Genomic DNA, 18,476 nt, shown 5'->3' on the forward strand with positions numbered 1-18,476 from the left:
TGGTGTGTCCGCATTATGACCCTCGCCGCAGCTTCGCGCGTGGGCGCGCGCCGGCGCATGCCGTTGTGGCTGGGCTGGAGCGTCGCGCTGGCGGTGGCGGTGTGCTTTTGCATGCTCGGCCGCTGGCAGTTGCAGCGCATGCACGAGAAACAGGCGCTGCTGGCGCAGGCGGCGCATGTGCGCGATCGTCCGCAGACGCTGGCCGATGCGCTGCGTGCGACGCCACCGGGACAGCTGCGCTGGGTGCATGGCGCCGGCCGCTTCCTGCCCGGGCAGATCCTGCTCGACAACCAGCTGCGGCAGGGCCGCAGTGGGGTGAAGGTGTACCAGCCGTTCCTGGCCGACGGTGCGGCGGCGCCGCTGCTGGTGGAACTGGGCTGGTTGCCGCTGCCGGCCGACCGTGCGCTGCCGGAGCCGGCGCCGCTGCAGGGCCGCTACACGCTGGTCGGCCTGCTTGGTCCACCACCGTCGCATGGATTGACCCTGGGCCCGGCGCTGGTCGCGGCGCCGTCGCCGCAGCGCTGGCTGGCGATGCGCATCGAGCCGGGAGCGATCGGCGCGGCACTCGGCCGCCGCGACATTTTGTCGCAGGTGCTGCGCCTGGATCCGGCCTTGCCGCTGGGCTATCCGCGCGACCTGGACCTGCTGCCGAACACGCTGCCGCCCGAGCGCCACTTGGGTTACGCAGTGCAATGGTTCGGTCTGGCACTGGCGGTGCTGGTCACCGCGGCGCTGCTCAGCTGGCGCGCGCGCAGGGGGCGGGGCGGGCGCTGAGCGCGCGCGCATGAGAAAATCCCCGGCATGAATGCTCCCACCCCGGCCCCGCGCCCGGCGGCCGCACGCGGCCGTTGGCCGCTGATCGTGTTGTTCGTCCTGTTCTTCGGCTCGATGCTGGTCGCCGGCGCGTTGCGCTTTTCCGGCTGGCAACCGGCCGCCAGCCGCAACCACGGCGAACTGCTGCAGCCGCCGGCCGACCTGCGCGCGCTGCAGCCCCGGCTGGCCGATGGCCGCGTCTACGCCTGGGAGCCGCAGCGGCGGCTGTGGCGCATCGCGCTGGCGCCGCCGGCCGACTGCGGCAGCGCCTGCGATGCGCTGGCGCGCGACCTGGACAAGGTCTGGCAACTGTTCGGCCACGACGCCGACCACGTGCAGATCCTGTGGATCGGCACGCCGCCGGCCGCCGCGCGGGCCTTGCCCGAGGTGCAGGCGCTGCGCCCGGACCCGGCGCTGCTGGCGGCGTTGCCGCGGGTGCGCGATCCGGCCGGCGTGCCGGTCTACGTCATCGATCCGAACGGTTTCGTGGTGCTGCGCTATGCCCCCGGGTTCGACCCGGCCGGGCTGCGCGCGGACCTGGCGAAGCTGCTGAAACTCCTGTGAGCCGCTCCCTATGACCCTGTTCGCGCGCCCGGCGCTGTTCCGGCATTTCCACCGCATGGCCTGGCTGGCGGCGCTGTTCACCGCCAGTACCATCATGTTCGGTTCGTTCGTACGCCTGTCCGATGCGGGCATGAGCTGCCCGGACTGGCCGACCTGCTACGGGCGCATCACCTGGCCGCAGACCAGCGCCGAAGCCGACACCCACGCCGCCAGCAAGATCCGGCCGCTGGAGACGCACAAGGCCTGGCGCGAGCAGATCCACCGCTTCCTGGCCGGCGCGCTGGGGGTGGAGGTGCTGGTGCTGTCGTTGCTGGCGGCGCGGCGGCGGCGGCTCGGCATCGCCCAGATCGTCACGGCGGCGGCGCTGGTGGCGCTGTCGATTCCGCTGTACATGTCCGGCTGGCCGGGGCTGGCGATGCTGCTGGCGGTCGGCGGCGAGGCGATCCTGCTGCTGGCGGCGCTGCGCTGGTCCAACGACGACCTGGCCCGCGCGGCGGTGCTGACCCTGTCGGTGGTGATCTTCCAGGCCCTGCTGGGCATGTGGACGGTGACCCTGCTGCTCAAGCCGATCGTGGTGATGGGGCACCTGCTGGGCGGCTTGCTAATGTTCTCGCTGCTGGTGTGGATGGCCTGGCGCGCCACCCACCTGCCGATCACCCTGGCCGATGCGCCGCGCCTGAAGTGGTTGCTGCGCCTGGGCGTGGCGGTGCTGGTGCTGCAGATCGCGCTGGGCGGCTGGGTCAGCGCCAACTACGCGGCGCTGGCCTGCGGCGGCGGCAGCTGGTCGGCCGACAACTTCCCGCGTTGCGTCAGCCAGTGGTGGCCGCCGCACGATTTCCGCGAGGGCTTCACCCTGTGGCGCGGCATCGGCGTGGACTACGAAGGCGGCGTGCTCGACGGCGCGGCGCGCATCGCGATCCAGATGGCGCACCGGATGATGGCGATGGTGGTGGCGGCCTATCTGCTGTGGCTGAGCTGGCGCCTGAGCCGCACGCCGGGCATGCGTGGCTGGGCCGCGGCGCTGGCGCTGCTGCTGGTGGCGCAGGTGTGCCTGGGCATCCTCAACGTCAAGCTGGCGCTGCCCCTGCCGGTGGCGGTGCTGCACAACGCCGGCGCGGTGGCGCTGCTGTTCGTGCTGGTGTCGTTGCTGGCGCGCTTGCGGGCGCCGCAATGAGCGCGCGCCGCGTCCATTGGCGCGACTACTGGGACCTGACCAAGCCCAAGGTCGTGGCGCTGATCGTGTTCACCGCGCTGGTCGGCATGTGCCTGGCGATCCCGGGGCTGCCGACCTGGACGCAGGTGCGCACCGGCCTGCTCGGCTTCTTCGGCATCTGGCTGGCGGCCTCGGCGGCGGCGGCGATCAACCAGTTGCTGGACGCGCGCATCGATGCGCAGATGGCGCGCACCTCCTGGCGCCCGCTGGTGGTCGGCAAGGTGCTGCCGTGGCAGGTGCTGCTGTTCGCCACCCTGCTGACCGCGCTGTCGATGACCGTGCTGGTGGTGTGGGTCAACTGGATCACCGCGGTGCTGACCTTCGCCTCGCTGATCGGCTATGCGGTGATCTACACGGTGTTCCTCAAGCGCACCACGCCGCAGAACATCGTCATCGGCGGCCTGGCCGGCGCCGCGCCGCCGCTGCTGGGCTGGGCCGCGATCACCGGCATGCAGGGCCAGTGGGACTGGGCCTACGCCTCGCTGCTGGTGTTGATCATCTTCGTGTGGACGCCGCCGCATTTCTGGGCGCTGGCGATCTTCCGTCGCGCCGACTACGCCAAGGCCTCGATCCCGATGCTGCCGGTGACCCACGGCGTGGCGCATACCCGCCGGCAGATCCTGGTGTACACGGTGCTGTTGGTGGTGGTGACCCTGCTGCCGGTGGCGGTGGGCATGAGCGGGGTGTTCTACCTCGGCGGCACCCTGGTGCTGGACGCGGTGTTCCTCTGGTACGCCTGGCGCATGCTCGACCCGCCGGACGAGATGTTCTCGATGCGCATGTTCGGCTACTCCATCGTCTACTTGATGGCGCTGTTTGCGTTCCTGCTGGTCGATCACTGGATCGCCTGAACCGCGCGTTCAGCCCTCCGCTCAAGTGTTGCCGGCCGCGGTCGTTACCGAGCGAACGACAAAAATCGGCAAAGCCGCGGAGACATCCATGTGGGGCAAGAGCAAGCAAGAAGCGGCGAAGCTGCAGGCACTGACCGAGCGCCTGCGCGAGGCCGAGGCCGAGCGTGATCGCGTGCGCGCGCAGGCCGACAGCGTCCGCGGCGATCTGGACTATCTGCGCGGCCGCTTCGATCTTGTCACCGCTGGCACCACCGACGGCCTGTGGGACATGAGCGTGATCGCCGGCGATCCGATCAACCCGGCCAACGAATTCTGGTGGTCGTCGCAGTTCCGCGCGATGCTGGGCTTCTCTTCCGAGCTCGACTTCCCCAATGTGCTCGACAGCTGGGCCTCGCGCCTGCATCCGGAAGACAAGCAGGCCACGCTGGACGCGTTCGCCGCGCATCTGGCCGACCGCAGCGGCCAGACCCCGTACGACGTGGAGTACCGGCTGCAGCTGAAGAACGGCCAATACCGCTGGTTCCGCGCGCTTGGCACCACCCAGCGCGATACCCAGGGCACGCCGTTGCGCGTGGCCGGCGCGCTCACCGACATCACCGAGCGGCGCGAACGCGAGGCGTTCCTGGACGTGGTCCTGACCCGCTTCGAACTGGGCGCGGACATGCTCAACGACGGCCTGTGGGACATGAGCGTGATCGCCGGCGATCCGATCAATCCGTCCAACGAGTTCTGGTGGTCGCCGCAGTTCCGCTCGCTGCTGGGCTTCGCCTCCGAGGCCGAGTTCCCCAACGTGCTCGACAGCTGGTCCTCGCGCCTGCATCCGGAAGACGCGCAATTCGCGCTCAACGCGTTCGCCGCGCACCTCAACGACCGCACCGGCCGTACCGGCTTCGATATCGAATACCGCCTGCAGCTGAAGAACGGCGAGTACCGCTGGTTCCGCGCGCGTGGCCTGACCAAGCGCGCCGCCGATGGCACCCCGCTGCGCGCGGTCGGCGCGTTGCTGGACATCCATGCAGCGCGCCAGCTCGGCGAAGCCGCGCATACCCTGCAGACGGCCGCCGCGGAAATGGTCGACGACAACAGCGACCTGGCCCGTCGCACCGAGCAGCAGGCCGCGGCGCTGGAAGAGGCGGCTAGCTCGATGGAAGAGATCACCGGCACCGTGCAGCGCAATGTCGAGCACGTCGGCCACGCCAACCGCCTGGTGGACGGCGCCAGCGATGTCGCCCAGCGCGGCGGCGATGTGGTGCGCGACGTGGTCCAGACCATGGCCGGCATCGAGAGCGCGTCGCGCAAGATCGCCGACATCATCAGCGTGATCGACGGCATCGCCTTCCAGACCAACATTCTCGCCTTGAACGCGGCGGTGGAAGCGGCGCGCGCCGGCGAGCAGGGTCGCGGCTTTGCCGTGGTCGCCACCGAAGTGCGCAGCCTGGCTCAGCGTTGTGCGGACGCGGCCAAGGAGGTGCGTGGGCTGATCGCCAGTTCCAGCGACCAGGTCGGCCGCGGTTCGACGCTGGTCGCGCGCGCCGGCGCCACCATGGAAGAACTGCTGGGTTCGGTGCGCGAAGTGCAGCGCATCATGACTGACATCGCCGGCGCCAGCCGCGAACAGAGCGCCGGCATCGGCCAGGTCAACCAGATCGTGGTGCAGATGGATACCGCCACCCAGCAGAACGCGGCGCTGGTCGAAAAGATGGCCGAGGCCGCGCGCGCGCTGGAAGGGCAGGCGCAAGGCCTGAATGCGCATACCGGCAGCGGCCGCCGCCCCGGCAGCCAGGGCGCCGGTCAGCCGGTGGCGCCGGCCCGCGTGGCGGCCTGATCGGGAGCGGTTGAGCGCACGGCGCGTGGTTGCGCGCCGCTGCGCGAGGCATGCCAGCCGGTCCATCCGGATCTCGGAAGCGTGGCGGCAGTGCAGTGCGCCGGCGGTTGCCGATGGCGCGTTGCAGTGCCGTCGCGGGTGCCGCGTCTTACGCCCTCACCCCAGCCAATGCTGGCAGCTGTCGCGCTCCTGGCTGCCGCAACTTTCCTGCATCTTGTGCTGCAGCCGCGCGAGTACCGCGCTGCCGTCGTGGCCCTTGCTCCAGGCCTGCAGGGTCTTGGCCAGGGTGTCGAAGCGCTGCCGGGTGCGCTGGTGATAGCCGTCGGGCTGGCCGGCGAGTTCCCCAATGACCTGTCCGGCGGCCGCCTCGATCGCGGCCGCATTGTCTGGCTGCAGCCGGATCAGCCCATCGACGTAGAGCACGCCCCATTGCACGCGGGTGGCGGGGCCTTGCGCGCTCTCGTAGGCCTTCTTCAGCCAGAACAGCGCCGTTTGCTTGTCGCCGCGTGCCTCGGCCAGGCTGGCCAGTTCCGGCATGTAGTAATACGGGGTCTTGCTGCGCTGAAGCTCGGCCAGCAGCAGTTGTTCGGCGCCCGCGCTGTCGCCGGCCTCGTCCAGCAGGCCGGCAGCGGTGCTGATGGTGGACTGCCGTTCGTAGTCGGTCTTGGCGGCCTGCTCGGCCCATTGCACGCGCTGCTGCACCTTGGCGACCACCGCGGGCGGCAGCGGCGGATGCGGACCGTCGCCGGCCTCGGCCGGCTGGCCTTGCGCCAACCGCGCCAGGGCGATGTCCGCGGCGGCGGTGTCCAGGCGATCGCTGATCGGCAGGCTGCTGTCGGCGTAGACCTGGTCCAGCGCATGGGTCAGCGCGCTCGACAGCGCGGTGCGCTCGGCGGCGTCGCTGGCCGCGGCCTGCACCAGCTCGCGCGCCGCATAGGTCAGCGTGCTGCGATTGGCGCGCATCTCGGCCGGATCGGCCAGCACTGCCTGCAGCAGGGCGCGATCGGCGGCGCGGTGCCTGGCGTTCACGGCGGCAGCCTTGGCCGGATCCTGCGCCGCCAGCGCCTGCAGCGCGAAACGGCGCTGCAATGCCGGCTGCGGCGCGGCGGCGGCCAGCCGCGTGAGCACCTCGGCCGCCTCACCCGGCTTGACCAATTGCGCCGCATCCACCGCCCAGCCGTATTCGCCGAGCAGGGTCCAGTCGTCGGCGCCGAGCGTGGCCGGCGCCGTTAGCGCCTGCTGCAGCAACTGCGCCGAGGTGGTGGTGCGGGTCGCGGCCACGCGCAGGGCCTCGGCCAGGCGCACGGTATCGCTGTCGCCGGCCAGGCGGGTGATCTCGGTGCGGTCCGGGCGCAGCACGATGATGGTCGGATAGCCCTTGATGCCGAAGCGTTCGCCCCACGCCTGGGCGCCTTCCGAATCGCCGTCCAGGTGCACCGCGACGAAGGCGCGGGTGCGGGCGATGAACGCCGGGTCCTTGAACAGCGTGGCCTTGAGCCGGTTGCACGGCGGGCACCACGCGGCGCCCCAGTACAGCAGCACCGGCTTGTCGTGTTCGCGCGCTTCGGCGAAGGCGTCGTCGACGTCGCCCTCGCGCCAGGCGATGCCGGCGCTATCGGCGGCGGGCGCCGGCGTGGCGGCCTTGGGCGCGGCCGGTGCGGGCGGTTGCTGGCAGGCGCCCAGCGCCAGCAGCGCGGCCAGGCTGGCGGAGATCGTCGCGGAACGGCGGAACATGCGGCTCATGGGGGCACCGGGTGGGGAGGGAGGCACGGCGCCGGCCGTGCCGGCCGTCTACTGTACGCAGCCCCTGCCGCGCTTGCACATGCCGCCTGCGCATCTGCATATGCCGCCCGTCGCGGTGCCCCGACGGCGGAGCGGCTCGTCCGCGTTCGTGCCGGCGCGCTGGGCGGCATGGCCGCCGCATGCCTGGCCGCCGCCCGCTACGGCTTCGCTTCCGCCTTCGCGGTGCGCGCGTAACGCTGCGCGATCACCGCGCAGACGATCAACTGGATCTGGTGGTAGATCATCACCGGCAACACGATCGCGCCGAGGCTGCCGCTGGCGAACAGCACCTTGGCCATCGGCACGCCGGTGGCCAGGCTCTTCTTGGAGCCGCAGAACATGATCGGGATCTCGTCCTCGCGGGAAAAGCCTAGGCGCCGCGCACCGAAGGTGATCAACGTCATCGCCAGCGCCAGCAGCACCGCGCCGACCACGGCCACGCCGAGCAGCGCCGGCAGCGGCGTCTTGCGCCACAGGCCTTCGACCACGGCCGCACTGAAGGCGGTGTACACCACCAGCAGGATGGTGCTCTGGTCGGTGTAGCGCAGCACCGCACGGCGGCGCTCGACCCAACCGCCGATCCAGCGCTGCAACAGGTGGCCGGCGACGAACGGCACCAGCAGTTGCAGCATGATCTTGCCCATGGCCTCCAGCGGATTGGACATGGCGCTCTGCGCGCCGCCCAGCAGGCCCATCAGCATCGGCGTCAGGAACACCCCGAGCAGGCTCGACAGCGAGGCGCTGCACACCGCCGCCGGCACGTTGCCGCCGGCCATCGAGGTGAAGGCGATCGACGACTGCACCGTGGACGGCAGCGTGCACAGGAACAGCACGCCGATGTACAGGTCCGGGGTCAGCAGCCAGTGCGACAACGGCTTGAACAGCAGGCCGAGCAGCGGGAACAGGATGAAGGTGGCGGCGAAGATGGTCAGGTGCAGGCGCCAGTGCAGCGCGCCGGCGACGATGGCCTCGCGCGACAGCCGCGCGCCATGCAGGAAGAACAGCGCGGCGATCGCCAGGTCGGTGACCACGTCCATCACCGACGCCGCGCGCCCCTGCACCGGCAGCAGCGAGGCGAGCAGCACCGTGCACAGCAGCGCCAGGGTGAACGGTTCGATGCGCAGGCGCGCGAGAAAGGTCTTCATGCTGTGATGGTGGGGGATAAAAAGCGGCGGTACGAACTGGCATTCTCCCATGTCGGCGATGAAGGAAGGCTTCCATGGACACCACTACGTCTCATGCCATGCAGGCGCTAGCCTTGAACACAGCGAAAAAATTTCGTGACGACTACCTCACGATCAGCCGGCATCTGTTTCGTGACGAGGAGCAGCACAACGGCTTGCTCCATGCTGGGGAGTTCGGTATCTACCGCGAACAGTTGCTGCGCACGTTGCTGGCCTCGCACTTGCCGTCGCGCCTGTCCATCGGCAGCGGGTTCTTGAGTACGCCACAGCAGCCCAGCAGCACGCAATGCGATCTCGTCATCTATGATCGCGACGCCACGCCCAGCCTCGATCTGGCGGGCGGGCGGGTGTTCTTCCCGACGGAAACCTGTGCGGCGGTCGGCGAGGTCAAGTCGGCCTTGAAATTCTCCGCGCTCTGCGAGGCCTTGCAGAAACTCGCCGAAACCAAGCGCCTGCGGGCGGCGCACTGTCCGCCCGGCCTGCCGGTGGCACCGGTCGATGCGGTGTTCAGGCTGTGGGAAGCGGCGAGGTCGCAGAGCATCGCCCCGCCGGCGCTCGAAGCGCTCCGGCGGGGCCTGTTCCAGCCGGATCTGGTCGAGCAGCAGAATCTGGTGACGTTTCTCGTCTGCGAGCGCATCGAGTGGCCCAGCGGGGAAGCCCCCGACAGCGATGGATTCCACAGAGCGCTCGCCAAGCTCTATCCGCGTTCGGTCGGTAACTACCACCTGCGCCACAATCTGTTGTTGAGCCTGCAGGACGGGCTGCTTTCGTACTACAGCGCGGTCACCGGCGATGATGGCCAGTGGCGCAACGTGCCCTATTTCTACCCGCGACGGGGGCAGGTCGATTGCGGATGGCGCTGGCTTCCGGCCAGCGACGACGCCTTACATATCCTCATGTTCGCCGCCGAATGCGCGGCGTCGGCGGCGCGGACCTGGATCTACGAATTTTCTTCCGTTGCGCACCTGGATGACGGCCATCCGCTGGAGTTCGTCTACACGCAGTTGAGTTAGCGGCCAGGGCCGCGGTTGCCCTCAATGCAGCCCTGCGCGCGCCTTCAACAGTTCCCGCAGCTCGTACTTGTCGGTCTCGTCCAGGCCTTGCGCGCGTTGCTTGGCCTGCAGTTCGTCCAGGCGTTGCTGCAGCGTCTGCTTTTCCAGCTGCACGACCACGTCGTGCAGCTCCTGGCGCCAGCTGGCGGTCTCGCCAGCGATTTCCTGCACCGCCAGCTTCTGCAGCGCGGCCAGTTCCTCGCGTTCGTGGAAGTGTTCGAGCAGGGCGCCGGTGGTGATTTCCGGGCGCGCATGCACGATCTGCAGCAGCTCGATCATCAGTTCGATGCCGGGCAGGCGCAGGCCGGCGAACGGGTAGGGCGGCGGCAGGTCCAGCGCCAGCGACGGTGCCTGCAGCAGGCGCACGATCGCCTCGCGGACCAGGCTGCGCTTGTGCGCCGGGCGCGGTGCGCGCGGCGGCGGCCGGCTCTCCGCGGCCGTGGCGGCCGCCGGTGCGGCGGCGCCGATGCCGGTGAGTTCGGCCAGGCGCTGGCGCATCAGATCGCCGAAGGCGCCGTCGGGAATCTGCGCCAGCATCGGCCGCGCGCGTTCGGCCAGGCGCGCCTTGCCGTCGAGCGTGCCGAGGTTGATCTCGCGCGAAAGTTCGTCGAAGAAGAACTGCGACAGCGGCGTGGCCTGGGTCAGCCGCGCGTCGAAGGCCGCGGCGCCTTCCTTGCGCACGATGGTGTCCGGGTCCTCGCCGTCGGGCAGGAACAGGAAGAACGCCTGGCGTCCGTCCTTCATGCGCGGCAGCACCGATTCCAGCGCCTTCCAGCCGGCGCGGCGGCCGGCGGCGTCGCCATCGAAGCAGAAGAACACGTCCGGCGCGTTGCGAAACAGCAGTTCGGCATGGTCCGGCGTGGTCGCGGTGCCCAGCGTCGCCACCGCCTGGGTGACGCCGAACTGGAACAGCGAGACCACGTCCATGTAGCCCTCGACCACGATCAGCCGCTCGATCTTCTGGTTGGCCTGGCGCACCTGCCACAGGCCGTACAGTTCGCGGCCCTTGTGGAACAGCGCGGTCTCCGGCGAGTTCAGGTACTTGGGGCCGTCGTTCTTGTCGAGCACGCGGCCGCCGAAGGCGATGACCCGGCCGCGGCGGTCGAAGATCGGGAACATCACCCGGTCGCGGAACTTGTCGTAGACGTGGCCGCGGTCGTTCTTGGAGAACAGCCCGGCGCGGTCCAGCAGCTTGAGCCGGCGCTCGTCGGTGCCCAGCGCGTCCTTCAGCGCGCTGTAGCCGTCCGGGGCGTAGCCGATCTGGAAGCGCGCGCGGTTCTCCGCGTCCACGCCGCGGCCGTCCAGGTAGGCGCGCGCTTTGTCGCTGCCGTCGAACTGGCGCTGGAAGAACTTCGCCGCCGCTTCCAGCGCAGAGTACAGGTCGCGATGGTCGTCGCCGGCGGCCTGCGCTGCGCCACGCTGCTGGGCGTCGCGCGGAATTTCCATGCCGGCGCGCTTGGCCAGCTCGTCGACCGCGTCGAGGAATTCGAGGCGGTCGTAGTTCATCAGGAAGCTGATCGCGGTGCCGTGCGCGCCGCAGCCGAAGCAGTGGTAGAACTGCTTGGTCGGCGACACCGTGAACGAGGCCGAACGCTCGTCGTGGAACGGGCAGCGCGCCGCGTACTCCTTGCCCTGGCGCTTCAGCGGCACGCGCGTACCGACCACCTCGACGATGTCGGTGCGGGCGAGCAGGTCGTCGATGAATGCGTCGGGGATGCGGGCCATCCGCATAGGATGCCACGCGCGCGCGCCGTCCCGCTGCGCGCCGCGGCCTGCGCGGTTCAGCGCCGTGCGATCAGGGCGTCGGCGGTGCCTGCGCCGCGCTGCGCGGGTCGATTCCGGCGGCGACCAGCTTGCCGTGCGAGCGCAGGCGCTCGTCGATCACCGCGGTGATCAGCGCGCCGACGAAGAACACCACGGTGGCGTAGTAGATCCACACCAGCAGGATCACCAGCGCGCCCATCGAGCCGTAGGCGCTGCCCGGCGCGGCGGTGGCGATGTACAGGCCGATCGCGTAGCGCCCGGCCACGAACAGGCAGGCGGTGATCGCGCCGCCGATGACCGCCTGGCGCCATTGCACCCGGCGGTCGGGCAGGTAGTGGTAGAGCACCGCGAAGGCCAGCACGTAGATCGCCAGGGTCGAGACGTAGCCGACCGCCGGCAGCAGCGAGGGCATCCGCGCGAACACCACCTGCAGCACGGTGGTCAGGATCATCGAGATCAGCAGCAAAAAGCCCAGCCCCAGCACCACGCCGAAGGAGAACACGCGCTTCTTCAGCCACGCCATGATGCCGTCCAGGCGCTGCTTGTCGGTGCGGAAGATCAGGTTCAGCGCGTTCTGCAGCTGTGCGAACACCGCGGTGGCGCCGACGAACAGCAGCAGGGTGCTCCACAGCCCGGCCAGCGAGCCGATGTTGGGCTGGTTCTTGGCGTTGTCGATCACCGTCTGCGCGACCTCGCGCGCGCCGTGCCCGGCCAGTTGCCCGATCTGCGCGATCAGCGCTTCCTGCGCCTGCGGGTACAGCGAGGCGGTGAGCCACAGCAGCAGTACCAGCAGCGGCGCCAGCGACAGCAGCGCGTAGAACGACAGCGACGCCGCCTGGGTCATCACGTCGATCTCGACGAAGCGCCGCACCAGCGCGGCCGGCAGGCTCTGCTGCAGGCGGTCGAGATGTTTGTGCAGGCGATCGGACGACAGGGGCAGGGACATGGGCGAGACCTTCAACGCGCGGCGTCGCAACGCCGGTCCCGCACTGCGCGCTGAAGGAGGCGCGGGCTTGCCGGGCGTTGTAGCAGCCCAGCATCGAAAGGCGGGTGAAGCCCGCCGCGCCCGCGCGTGCGCTTAGCCGGCCAGTTGCTGCTTGACCAGCACCGAGACCTGGCCCATGTCGGCCTTGCCCGCGAGCATCGGCTTGAGCACCGCCATCAGCTTGCCCATGTCGGCCGGGCTGGCGGCGCCGGTCTGCGCCTTCGCCGCCTGGATCGCGGCGACGATCTCGGCCTCGCCCATCTTGCTCGGCAGGTAGCGCTCGATCACCACGATCTCCTCGCGCTCCACCTGGGCCAGGTCGTCGCGGCCGGCGGCCTGGTACTGGCTGACCGAGTCCTTGCGCTGCTTGACCATCTTGTCCATCACCGCGATCACCGCGGCGTCGTCCATCTCCACGCGCTCGTCCACTTCCTTCTGCTTGATGGCGGCGTTGATCAGTCGGATCACGCCCAGGCTGTGCTTGTCGCCGGACTTCATCGCGGCCTTCATGTCGTCGGTGAGCTGCTGCTTGAGGGTCATGAGGGGCTCCACAGGGAAGAGAAAAGGGGAAAGGGCATTCTAGGCAAGCGCGCCGGCGCAGGCCGTGTGGCCAAGGCGGCGCGCAGGCGCCGAGGGAACTGGGGCAGTACCGATGCCTGGCGCGGGGCGGACCGGCCAAAGTGGCAGATGCACAAAAAGCCGGCGACGCTTACGCGTGCCGGCTTCGTGGGCTTACCGTAGCGGATGCCGAAACCGGCACACCCCGCTACCGCAGGCCGCGATCCTCAGTACAGACGCTGGCGCTTGGTGACGTCGCGCGAGGTGCGACGCAGCTGGCGCTTCACCGCGGCAGCGGCCTTGCGCTTGCGTTCCTGGGTCGGCTTTTCGTAGAACTCGCGCTTGCGGGTTTCGGCCAGCACGCCGGCCTTTTCGCAGGTGCGCTTGAAGCGACGGAGCGCAAACTCGAAGGGCTCGTTCTCGCGGACTTTAACGCTGGGCATGGAATCTCCGGGACACAATGGTGACCGGGTCAGGCCCGGCGAGCCGCACATTATAGCGACAGATTTCGCGGCTGCAAGCACCCCGTTTGGCCTGCCGCCGATTCGGCCGCACAATGCACCCCATGAACGTTCTCGGCATCGAATCCAGTTGCGACGAAACCGGCGTCGCCGTCTACGACACCACCCGCTCCGGGGCGGCCGCGCTGCGTGCGCACGCGCTCTATAGCCAGATCGCCCTGCACGCCGAGTACGGCGGGGTGGTGCCGGAGCTGGCCAGCCGCGACCACGTGCGCAAGCTGCTGCCGCTGATCCGCCAGACCCTGGCCGAGGCCGGCCTGCAGGTGCGCGACCTGGACGGGGTGGCCTATACCGCCGGCCCGGGCCTGGTCGGCGCGCTGCTGGTCGGTGCCGGCGTGGCCCGCGCCCTGGCCTGGGCGCTGGAGGTGCCGGCGATCGGCGTGCATCACATGGAGGGCCACCTGCTGGCGCCGCTGATGGAGGATCCGGATCCGGTGCACGGCGCGCCGGCGCCGCCGTTCGTGGCGCTGCTGGTCTCCGGCGGCCACACCCAGCTGATCGCGGTGGAGGCCATCGGCCGCTACCGCCTGCTCGGCGAGACCCTGGACGACGCCGCCGGCGAGGCCTTCGACAAGACCGCCAAGCTGATGGGGCTGCCGTATCCGGGCGGCCCGCAACTGGCGGCGCTGGCCACGCAGGGCACCTCGGGCCGGTTCCGCTTCGCCCGGCCGATGACCGACCGGCCCGGCCTGGACTTCAGTTTCTCTGGACTGAAGACCCAGGTGCTGCTGGCCTGGCGCGACAGCGACCAGTCCGAGACGGTGCGTGCCGACATCGCCCGCGGTTTCGAGGATGCGGTGGTGGACACGCTGGCGATCAAGTGCGAGCGCGCGCTGGAGGCGGCCGGCAGCGACACCATCGTGGTCGCCGGCGGCGTCGGCGCCAACCTGCGCCTGCGCGCCAAGCTGCAGGCGATGGCGCAGGCCCGCGGCGGCCGCGCCTGCTTCCCGCGCCCGGCGCTGTGCACCGACAACGGCGCGATGATCGCCTTCGCCGGCGCCCTGCGCCTGCAGGCCGGCCTGCACGATGCCGCGTCCGCGGTGCAGGTGACGCCGCGCTGGGATATGGCGACGCTGCCGCCGCTGGTGGCGGCAACGCGGGATTCGGGAGTGGGGATTCGGGATTCGTAAGCGGCTCACGCGCTGCTTTTGCCGTTGCTCTTACCATTCCCCAATCTCGAATCCCGAATCCCGAATCCCCGCCCCAATGGATAAAGTCTTCATCGAAGGTCTGGAAATCGACGCGCTGATCGGCATCTACGATTGGGAGCGGCGGATCCGGCAGACGCTGCGCTTCGATCTGGAAATGGGCTTCGACAACCGCAAGCCCGCGGCCAGCGACGACATCGCCGATACGCTCAACTACAAGGCGGTGAGCAAGCGCCTGGTGGAACTGGTCGAGCAGTCCGGCTACGGGCTGGTGGAAACCCTGGCCGAGCGCTGCGCGGCGATGGTGCTGGAGGAATTCGACGTGCGCTGGCTGCGGCTGAAGCTGAGCAAGCCGGGCGCGGTACGCGGGGCGCAGGCGGTGGGGGTCATCATCGAGCGCAGCCGCGCATGAGGGTGCAGGTGTTGCCGCCATTCGCCAGCGCCGCGCCGTCGGCGCTTCCCGGTGCGGCGTTCTTCGCCGACCTGCAGCACACCCTGTCGCCGTATCCCTGGGCCTACGACGCGATGGTGATCGTGGCGCTGCTGCTGGCGGCGTGGCTGGCCAACTGGGTGACCAAGCGGATCCTGCTGCGCGGGCTGCGGCGGGCGCTGCGCGCCACCGTGCTCAGCGACAAGGAAGTGAAGCTGAGCGTGATCCCGCGCCTGGCCAACGTGATCCCGGCGCTGGTGCTGTCCTTGGGCATCGGCGCGGTGCCGCACCTGCCGGCGGTCATGGTCAGCGTGGTGCGCAACGTCTGCGCCGCCTTCATCGTGCTGACCGTGGCGCTGGCCCTGTCGCGGGTGCTGGACCTGCTCAACCACGTCTACGAGCGGCGCCCGGACGCGCACAACAAGCCCATCAAGGGCTACATGCAGTTGCTCAAGATCGTGCTTGGCGTGGTTGCGGCGGTGCTGATGGTGTCGGTGCTGGTCGACAAGTCGCCGGTGATCCTGCTGTCGGGGGTGGGCGCGATGATGGCGGTGCTCATTCTGGTGTTCCAGGACACCCTGCTGTCGCTGGTGGCCAGCGTCACCATCAGCTCCAACGACATGGTCCGCGTCGGCGACTGGATCGAGATGCCGCAGCAGAACGCCGACGGCGACGTGATCGACATCGCGCTGCATACGGTCAAGGTCCAGAACTGGGACAAGACCATCACCACCATCCCGACCAAGAAGCTGATCAGCGACTCGTTCAAGAACTGGCGCGGGATGAGCGAGGCCGGCGGGCGCCGGATCAAGCGCGCGCTGTACCTGGACCAGCACAGCGTGCGCTTCCTCGACGCCGCCGAGATCGGGCAGATGCGGCAGTTGACCGTGCTGCGCGAGTACATCGACCGCAAGCGCGACGAACTCGGCGCCTGGAACGGGGCGCTGGCCGAGCGCGGGGTGGCGCCGATCAACGGCCGCCGGATCACCAACCTCGGCACCTTCCGCGCCTACGTCGAGCACTACCTGCGCGCCAGCCCGCACGTGCGCCAGGACATGACCCTGCTGGTGCGGCAACTGGAGCCGGGCGCCAACGGCCTGCCGCTGGAGCTGTACTGCTTCGCCAACGACACCCGCTGGGCGATGTACGAGCAGATCCAGGCGGACCTGTTCGACCACCTGCTGGCGATCCTGCCCAATTTCGACCTGCGCGTGTTCCAGGCCTCCAGCGACGCCATGTTCATGGACAGCGCGCGCATCCGCCGCGCCCCGGACGCCGTCCCGCCGCCGGCGGCTTGACGGCTGTCACGTCTGCGGGCATGTTGCGGGACAACATGCCGGCGCCTCTCGCCGCCGGCCCGCAGCGACAAGGGGCGCGATGGACTGGAGCAAGTACCGCACGGCCACCTTCGACGAGCTGATCCAGTCCGATGGGCAGCCACGTCCGGCCGCGCGCCGGGTCATCGAGTACCTGTCCAGCCTCAGCGGACGCGAATTGTCCGAACGCCAGCTCGCCGCCGACGTCGCCGCGCGGGTCATGGGCATCACCTTCACCGTCTACTCCGACGGCCGCAACGTCGACCGCACCCTGCCGTTCGACCTGATCCCGCGGGTGATCCCGCTGCACGAGTGGCAGCGCACCGAGGCCGGGCTGAAGCAGCGCATGCGCGCGCTCAACCTGTTCATCGGCGACATCTACGGCGCCCAGCGCATCGTCAAGGACAAGGTGTTTCCGGCGATGCTGCTGGAGCACTCGGTCAACTTCCGCCCGCAGTGCGTGGGCATCACCCCGGCACTGGGGGTGTGGGCGCACGTGTGCGGCTCGGACCTGGTGCGCGACGCCGACGGCACCCTGTATGCGTTGGAGGACAACCTGCGCATCCCCAGCGGCGTGTCGTACATGCTCGAGAACCGCATGGTCGCCAAGCGGGTGTTCCCGGAGCTGTTCGAGACCAGCGCGATCCTGCCGGTGGACGACTACCCGGCGCAGCTCTACGACACCCTGGCGGCGCTGTCGCCGCGCCCGGGCGACCAGCCGGTGATCGCGCTGCTGACCCCGGGCATCTTCAACAGCGCCTATTTCGAACACGCCTACCTGGCGCAGGCGATGGGCATCGAGCTGGTCGAGGGCGACGACCTGTTCGTGGCCGACGACGACTGCACCTACATGCGCACCGTGTACGGGCCGCGCCGGGTCGACGTGATCTACCGCCGGGTCGACGACCTGTTCCTGGACCCGGAGGCGTTCCGCGCCGATTCGGTGCTGGGCGTGGCCGGGCTGATCCGCAGCTGGCGCGCCGGCAAGGTGGCGCTGGCCAATGCGCCGGGTGCCGGCGTGGCCGACGACAAGGTGGTGTTCGCCTACGTGCCGAGGATGATCCGCTACTACCTGGACGAGGAGCCGATCCTGCCGAACGTGCCCAGCTACCTGTGCCACGACGACAAGGACCGCCAGTACGTGCTCGAGCACCTGGACGAACTGGTGGTGAAGCCGGCCAACGAGTCCGGCGGCTACGGCATGCTGATCGGCCCGCGCTCGACCACGCGCCAGCGCGAGCAGTTCCGCAAGCTGATCCTGGCCGACCCGCGCAACTACATGGCGCAGCCGACCCTGGGCCTGTCCACCGCGCCGATCGTGACCGAGGCCGGGCCGGCGCCGCGGCACCTGGACCTGCGCCCGTTCATCCTCTCGCGCGAGGACGTGTACGTGACCACCGGCGGATTGACCCGGGTGGCGATGGAGGAGGGCTCGCTGGTGGTCAATTCCTCGCAGGGCGGCGGCGCCAAGGACACCTGGGTGGTGGACCTGGACGAGGAGCTGGACTGATGCTCTCGCGCGTTGCCGACAACCTCTACTGGTTCAGCCGCTACATCCGCCGCGCCGAGACCACCGCGCGGCTGGTCGGGGTGGGCAGCCTGCTGCAGCTGGATCTGCCGCGCTCGGTGCGCTTCGCCTGGCGGCCGATGATCGACACGGTCGGCGCCGGCGAGATCTTCGCGCTGTGGTTCCCCAATGCCGGCGACGACGTCGGCGACGCCGACGTGGTGCGCTTCCTGCTGCTGGACGAGCGCAACCCGTCTTCGCTGCGCAGTTCGGTGCAGTACGCGCGCGAACTGCTGCGCAGCATCCGCGACACCCTGCCGCAGGAAATCTGGGAAGCGGTCAACGACCTGCACCTGCACATCGACGCCAATGGCGAGCGCAGCGTCGGCCGCCGCTACCGCATGGAGTTCCTGTCCCATGTCACCGATGCCTGCCTGAAGGTGTCCGGGCTGCTGACCGCCAACGTCAGTCGCGACATCGGCTTCCAGTTCCTGCGTCTGGGCACGGCGATCGAGCAGGCCGACATGACCACGCGCATCATCGATGCCGGCGCCTCGGGCCTGATCACCCCGCGCAAGGCCGACGACCGCGAGGCCTACCAGGCCATGCAGTGGATGAGCGTGCTGCGCGCGCAGGCCGCCTACCAGATGTACCGGCGACACGTGCGCCAGCGCGTCACCGGCGAGCAGGCGCTGCGCTTCCTGCTGCAGAACAACGATTTCCCGCGCAGCGTGCAGTTCTGCCTGGTCCGCGCCCAGCACATCCTGCCGACCATGCCGCCGCGGCCGCCGGTGGAGCGCGCGCTGATGCGCATCAGCGGGCTGGTGCGCAACGCCGACCCGGCCTATCTGGCCCAGCACAACCCGGCCGGGTTCATGGACGAGATCCAGACCCACCTCGGCCACCTGCACAACGCGATCGCCGAGGCTTACTTCAGCTCCTGAGCCGCCGCGGGCGCCGCCG

Annotated in this window: 17 protein-coding genes; 11 read left to right on the forward strand and 6 right to left on the reverse strand. The window is 69.7% G+C overall.

The window, feature by feature from the left end:
- Positions 1 to 15 precede the first annotated feature (15 nt).
- The 5 genes from PG878_RS02565 (at position 16) to PG878_RS02585 (ending at position 5,266) form a co-directional block, all read left to right on the forward strand.
- Entirely contained in the window at positions 16 to 774 is a 759-nt protein-coding gene (locus PG878_RS02565; RefSeq protein WP_209032310.1) for an SURF1 family protein, read from the forward strand.
- Positions 775 to 801: 27 nt separating this feature from the next.
- Positions 802 to 1,377 carry a hypothetical protein gene (locus PG878_RS02570; protein ID WP_209032309.1) on the forward strand — a complete coding sequence of 192 codons (576 nt, stop codon included), beginning with the start codon at positions 802 to 804 and terminating at the stop codon, positions 1,375 to 1,377.
- A 10-nt stretch (positions 1,378 to 1,387) separates the two neighbouring features.
- A complete protein-coding gene (locus PG878_RS02575) occupies positions 1,388 to 2,551 on the forward strand; it encodes a COX15/CtaA family protein (protein ID WP_209032308.1) in 1,164 nt (387 codons plus the stop codon).
- Complete coding sequence (cyoE, locus tag PG878_RS02580; RefSeq protein ID WP_209032307.1) at positions 2,548 to 3,441, forward strand: heme o synthase; 894 nt, start codon at positions 2,548 to 2,550, stop codon at positions 3,439 to 3,441. The genes PG878_RS02575 and cyoE overlap by 4 nt, the downstream gene beginning before the upstream one ends.
- Before the next feature lie 88 nt (positions 3,442 to 3,529).
- Positions 3,530 to 5,266, forward strand: coding sequence for a methyl-accepting chemotaxis protein (locus tag PG878_RS02585; RefSeq protein ID WP_209032306.1), 1,737 nt, complete (start codon positions 3,530 to 3,532; stop codon positions 5,264 to 5,266).
- A gap of 156 nt (positions 5,267 to 5,422) precedes the next feature.
- Here the strand turns inward: PG878_RS02585 and PG878_RS02590 are convergent, their stop codons facing one another.
- Positions 5,423 to 7,009, reverse strand: coding sequence for a thioredoxin family protein (locus PG878_RS02590; protein ID WP_209032305.1), 1,587 nt, complete (start codon positions 7,007 to 7,009; stop codon positions 5,423 to 5,425).
- A gap of 197 nt (positions 7,010 to 7,206) precedes the next feature.
- A complete protein-coding gene (locus PG878_RS02595; RefSeq protein WP_311186013.1) occupies positions 7,207 to 8,244 on the reverse strand; it encodes a bile acid:sodium symporter family protein in 1,038 nt (345 codons plus the stop codon).
- 23 nt (positions 8,245 to 8,267) lie between these two features.
- Between PG878_RS02595 and PG878_RS02600 the strand changes: the two genes are divergently transcribed.
- Positions 8,268 to 9,245, forward strand: a complete 978-nt coding sequence (locus PG878_RS02600; protein WP_209032303.1) for a DUF6602 domain-containing protein — start codon at positions 8,268 to 8,270, stop codon at positions 9,243 to 9,245.
- Positions 9,246 to 9,266: 21 nt separating this feature from the next.
- Here PG878_RS02600 and dnaG read toward each other — a convergent pair whose 3' ends face one another.
- From dnaG to rpsU, 4 genes are all read right to left on the reverse strand, one after another.
- Entirely contained in the window at positions 9,267 to 11,009 is a 1,743-nt protein-coding gene (dnaG, locus tag PG878_RS02605) for a DNA primase (RefSeq protein WP_209032302.1), read from the reverse strand.
- 70 nt (positions 11,010 to 11,079) lie between these two features.
- On the reverse strand, positions 11,080 to 11,994 hold the full coding sequence (locus PG878_RS02610) for a YihY/virulence factor BrkB family protein (RefSeq protein ID WP_209032301.1): 915 nt from the start codon (positions 11,992 to 11,994) through the stop codon (positions 11,080 to 11,082).
- 132 nt (positions 11,995 to 12,126) lie between these two features.
- Positions 12,127 to 12,573: a GatB/YqeY domain-containing protein gene (locus PG878_RS02615; protein ID WP_010341627.1), complete on the reverse strand. Its 447-nt coding sequence runs from the start codon at positions 12,571 to 12,573 to the stop codon at positions 12,127 to 12,129.
- A gap of 245 nt (positions 12,574 to 12,818) precedes the next feature.
- Positions 12,819 to 13,034 carry a 30S ribosomal protein S21 gene (gene rpsU, locus PG878_RS02620; RefSeq protein WP_003465342.1) on the reverse strand — a complete coding sequence of 72 codons (216 nt, stop codon included), beginning with the start codon at positions 13,032 to 13,034 and terminating at the stop codon, positions 12,819 to 12,821.
- Between the two features lie 122 nt (positions 13,035 to 13,156).
- On the opposite strand from rpsU, the gene tsaD reads away from it, so the two are divergent.
- The 5 genes from tsaD to PG878_RS02645 all read left to right on the forward strand — a co-directional run bounded on the left by tsaD (position 13,157) and on the right by PG878_RS02645 (position 18,457).
- Positions 13,157 to 14,242, forward strand: a complete 1,086-nt coding sequence (tsaD, locus tag PG878_RS02625; protein ID WP_209032300.1) for a tRNA (adenosine(37)-N6)-threonylcarbamoyltransferase complex transferase subunit TsaD — start codon at positions 13,157 to 13,159, stop codon at positions 14,240 to 14,242.
- A 76-nt stretch (positions 14,243 to 14,318) separates the two neighbouring features.
- Complete coding sequence (gene folB, locus PG878_RS02630) at positions 14,319 to 14,672, forward strand: dihydroneopterin aldolase (protein ID WP_010341629.1); 354 nt, start codon at positions 14,319 to 14,321, stop codon at positions 14,670 to 14,672.
- A 113-nt stretch (positions 14,673 to 14,785) separates the two neighbouring features.
- Complete coding sequence (locus PG878_RS02635; protein WP_244672726.1) at positions 14,786 to 15,988, forward strand: mechanosensitive ion channel family protein; 1,203 nt, start codon at positions 14,786 to 14,788, stop codon at positions 15,986 to 15,988.
- A gap of 79 nt (positions 15,989 to 16,067) precedes the next feature.
- Complete coding sequence (locus PG878_RS02640; protein WP_209032299.1) at positions 16,068 to 17,516, forward strand: circularly permuted type 2 ATP-grasp protein; 1,449 nt, start codon at positions 16,068 to 16,070, stop codon at positions 17,514 to 17,516.
- Complete coding sequence (locus tag PG878_RS02645; protein WP_209032298.1) at positions 17,516 to 18,457, forward strand: alpha-E domain-containing protein; 942 nt, start codon at positions 17,516 to 17,518, stop codon at positions 18,455 to 18,457. The genes PG878_RS02640 and PG878_RS02645 overlap by 1 nt, the downstream gene beginning before the upstream one ends.
- Positions 18,458 to 18,476 lie beyond the last annotated feature (19 nt).

This window comes from Xanthomonas hawaiiensis, from assembly GCF_031834635.1.
GTDB classification, from domain to species: domain Bacteria; phylum Pseudomonadota; class Gammaproteobacteria; order Xanthomonadales; family Xanthomonadaceae; genus Xanthomonas_A; species Xanthomonas_A sacchari.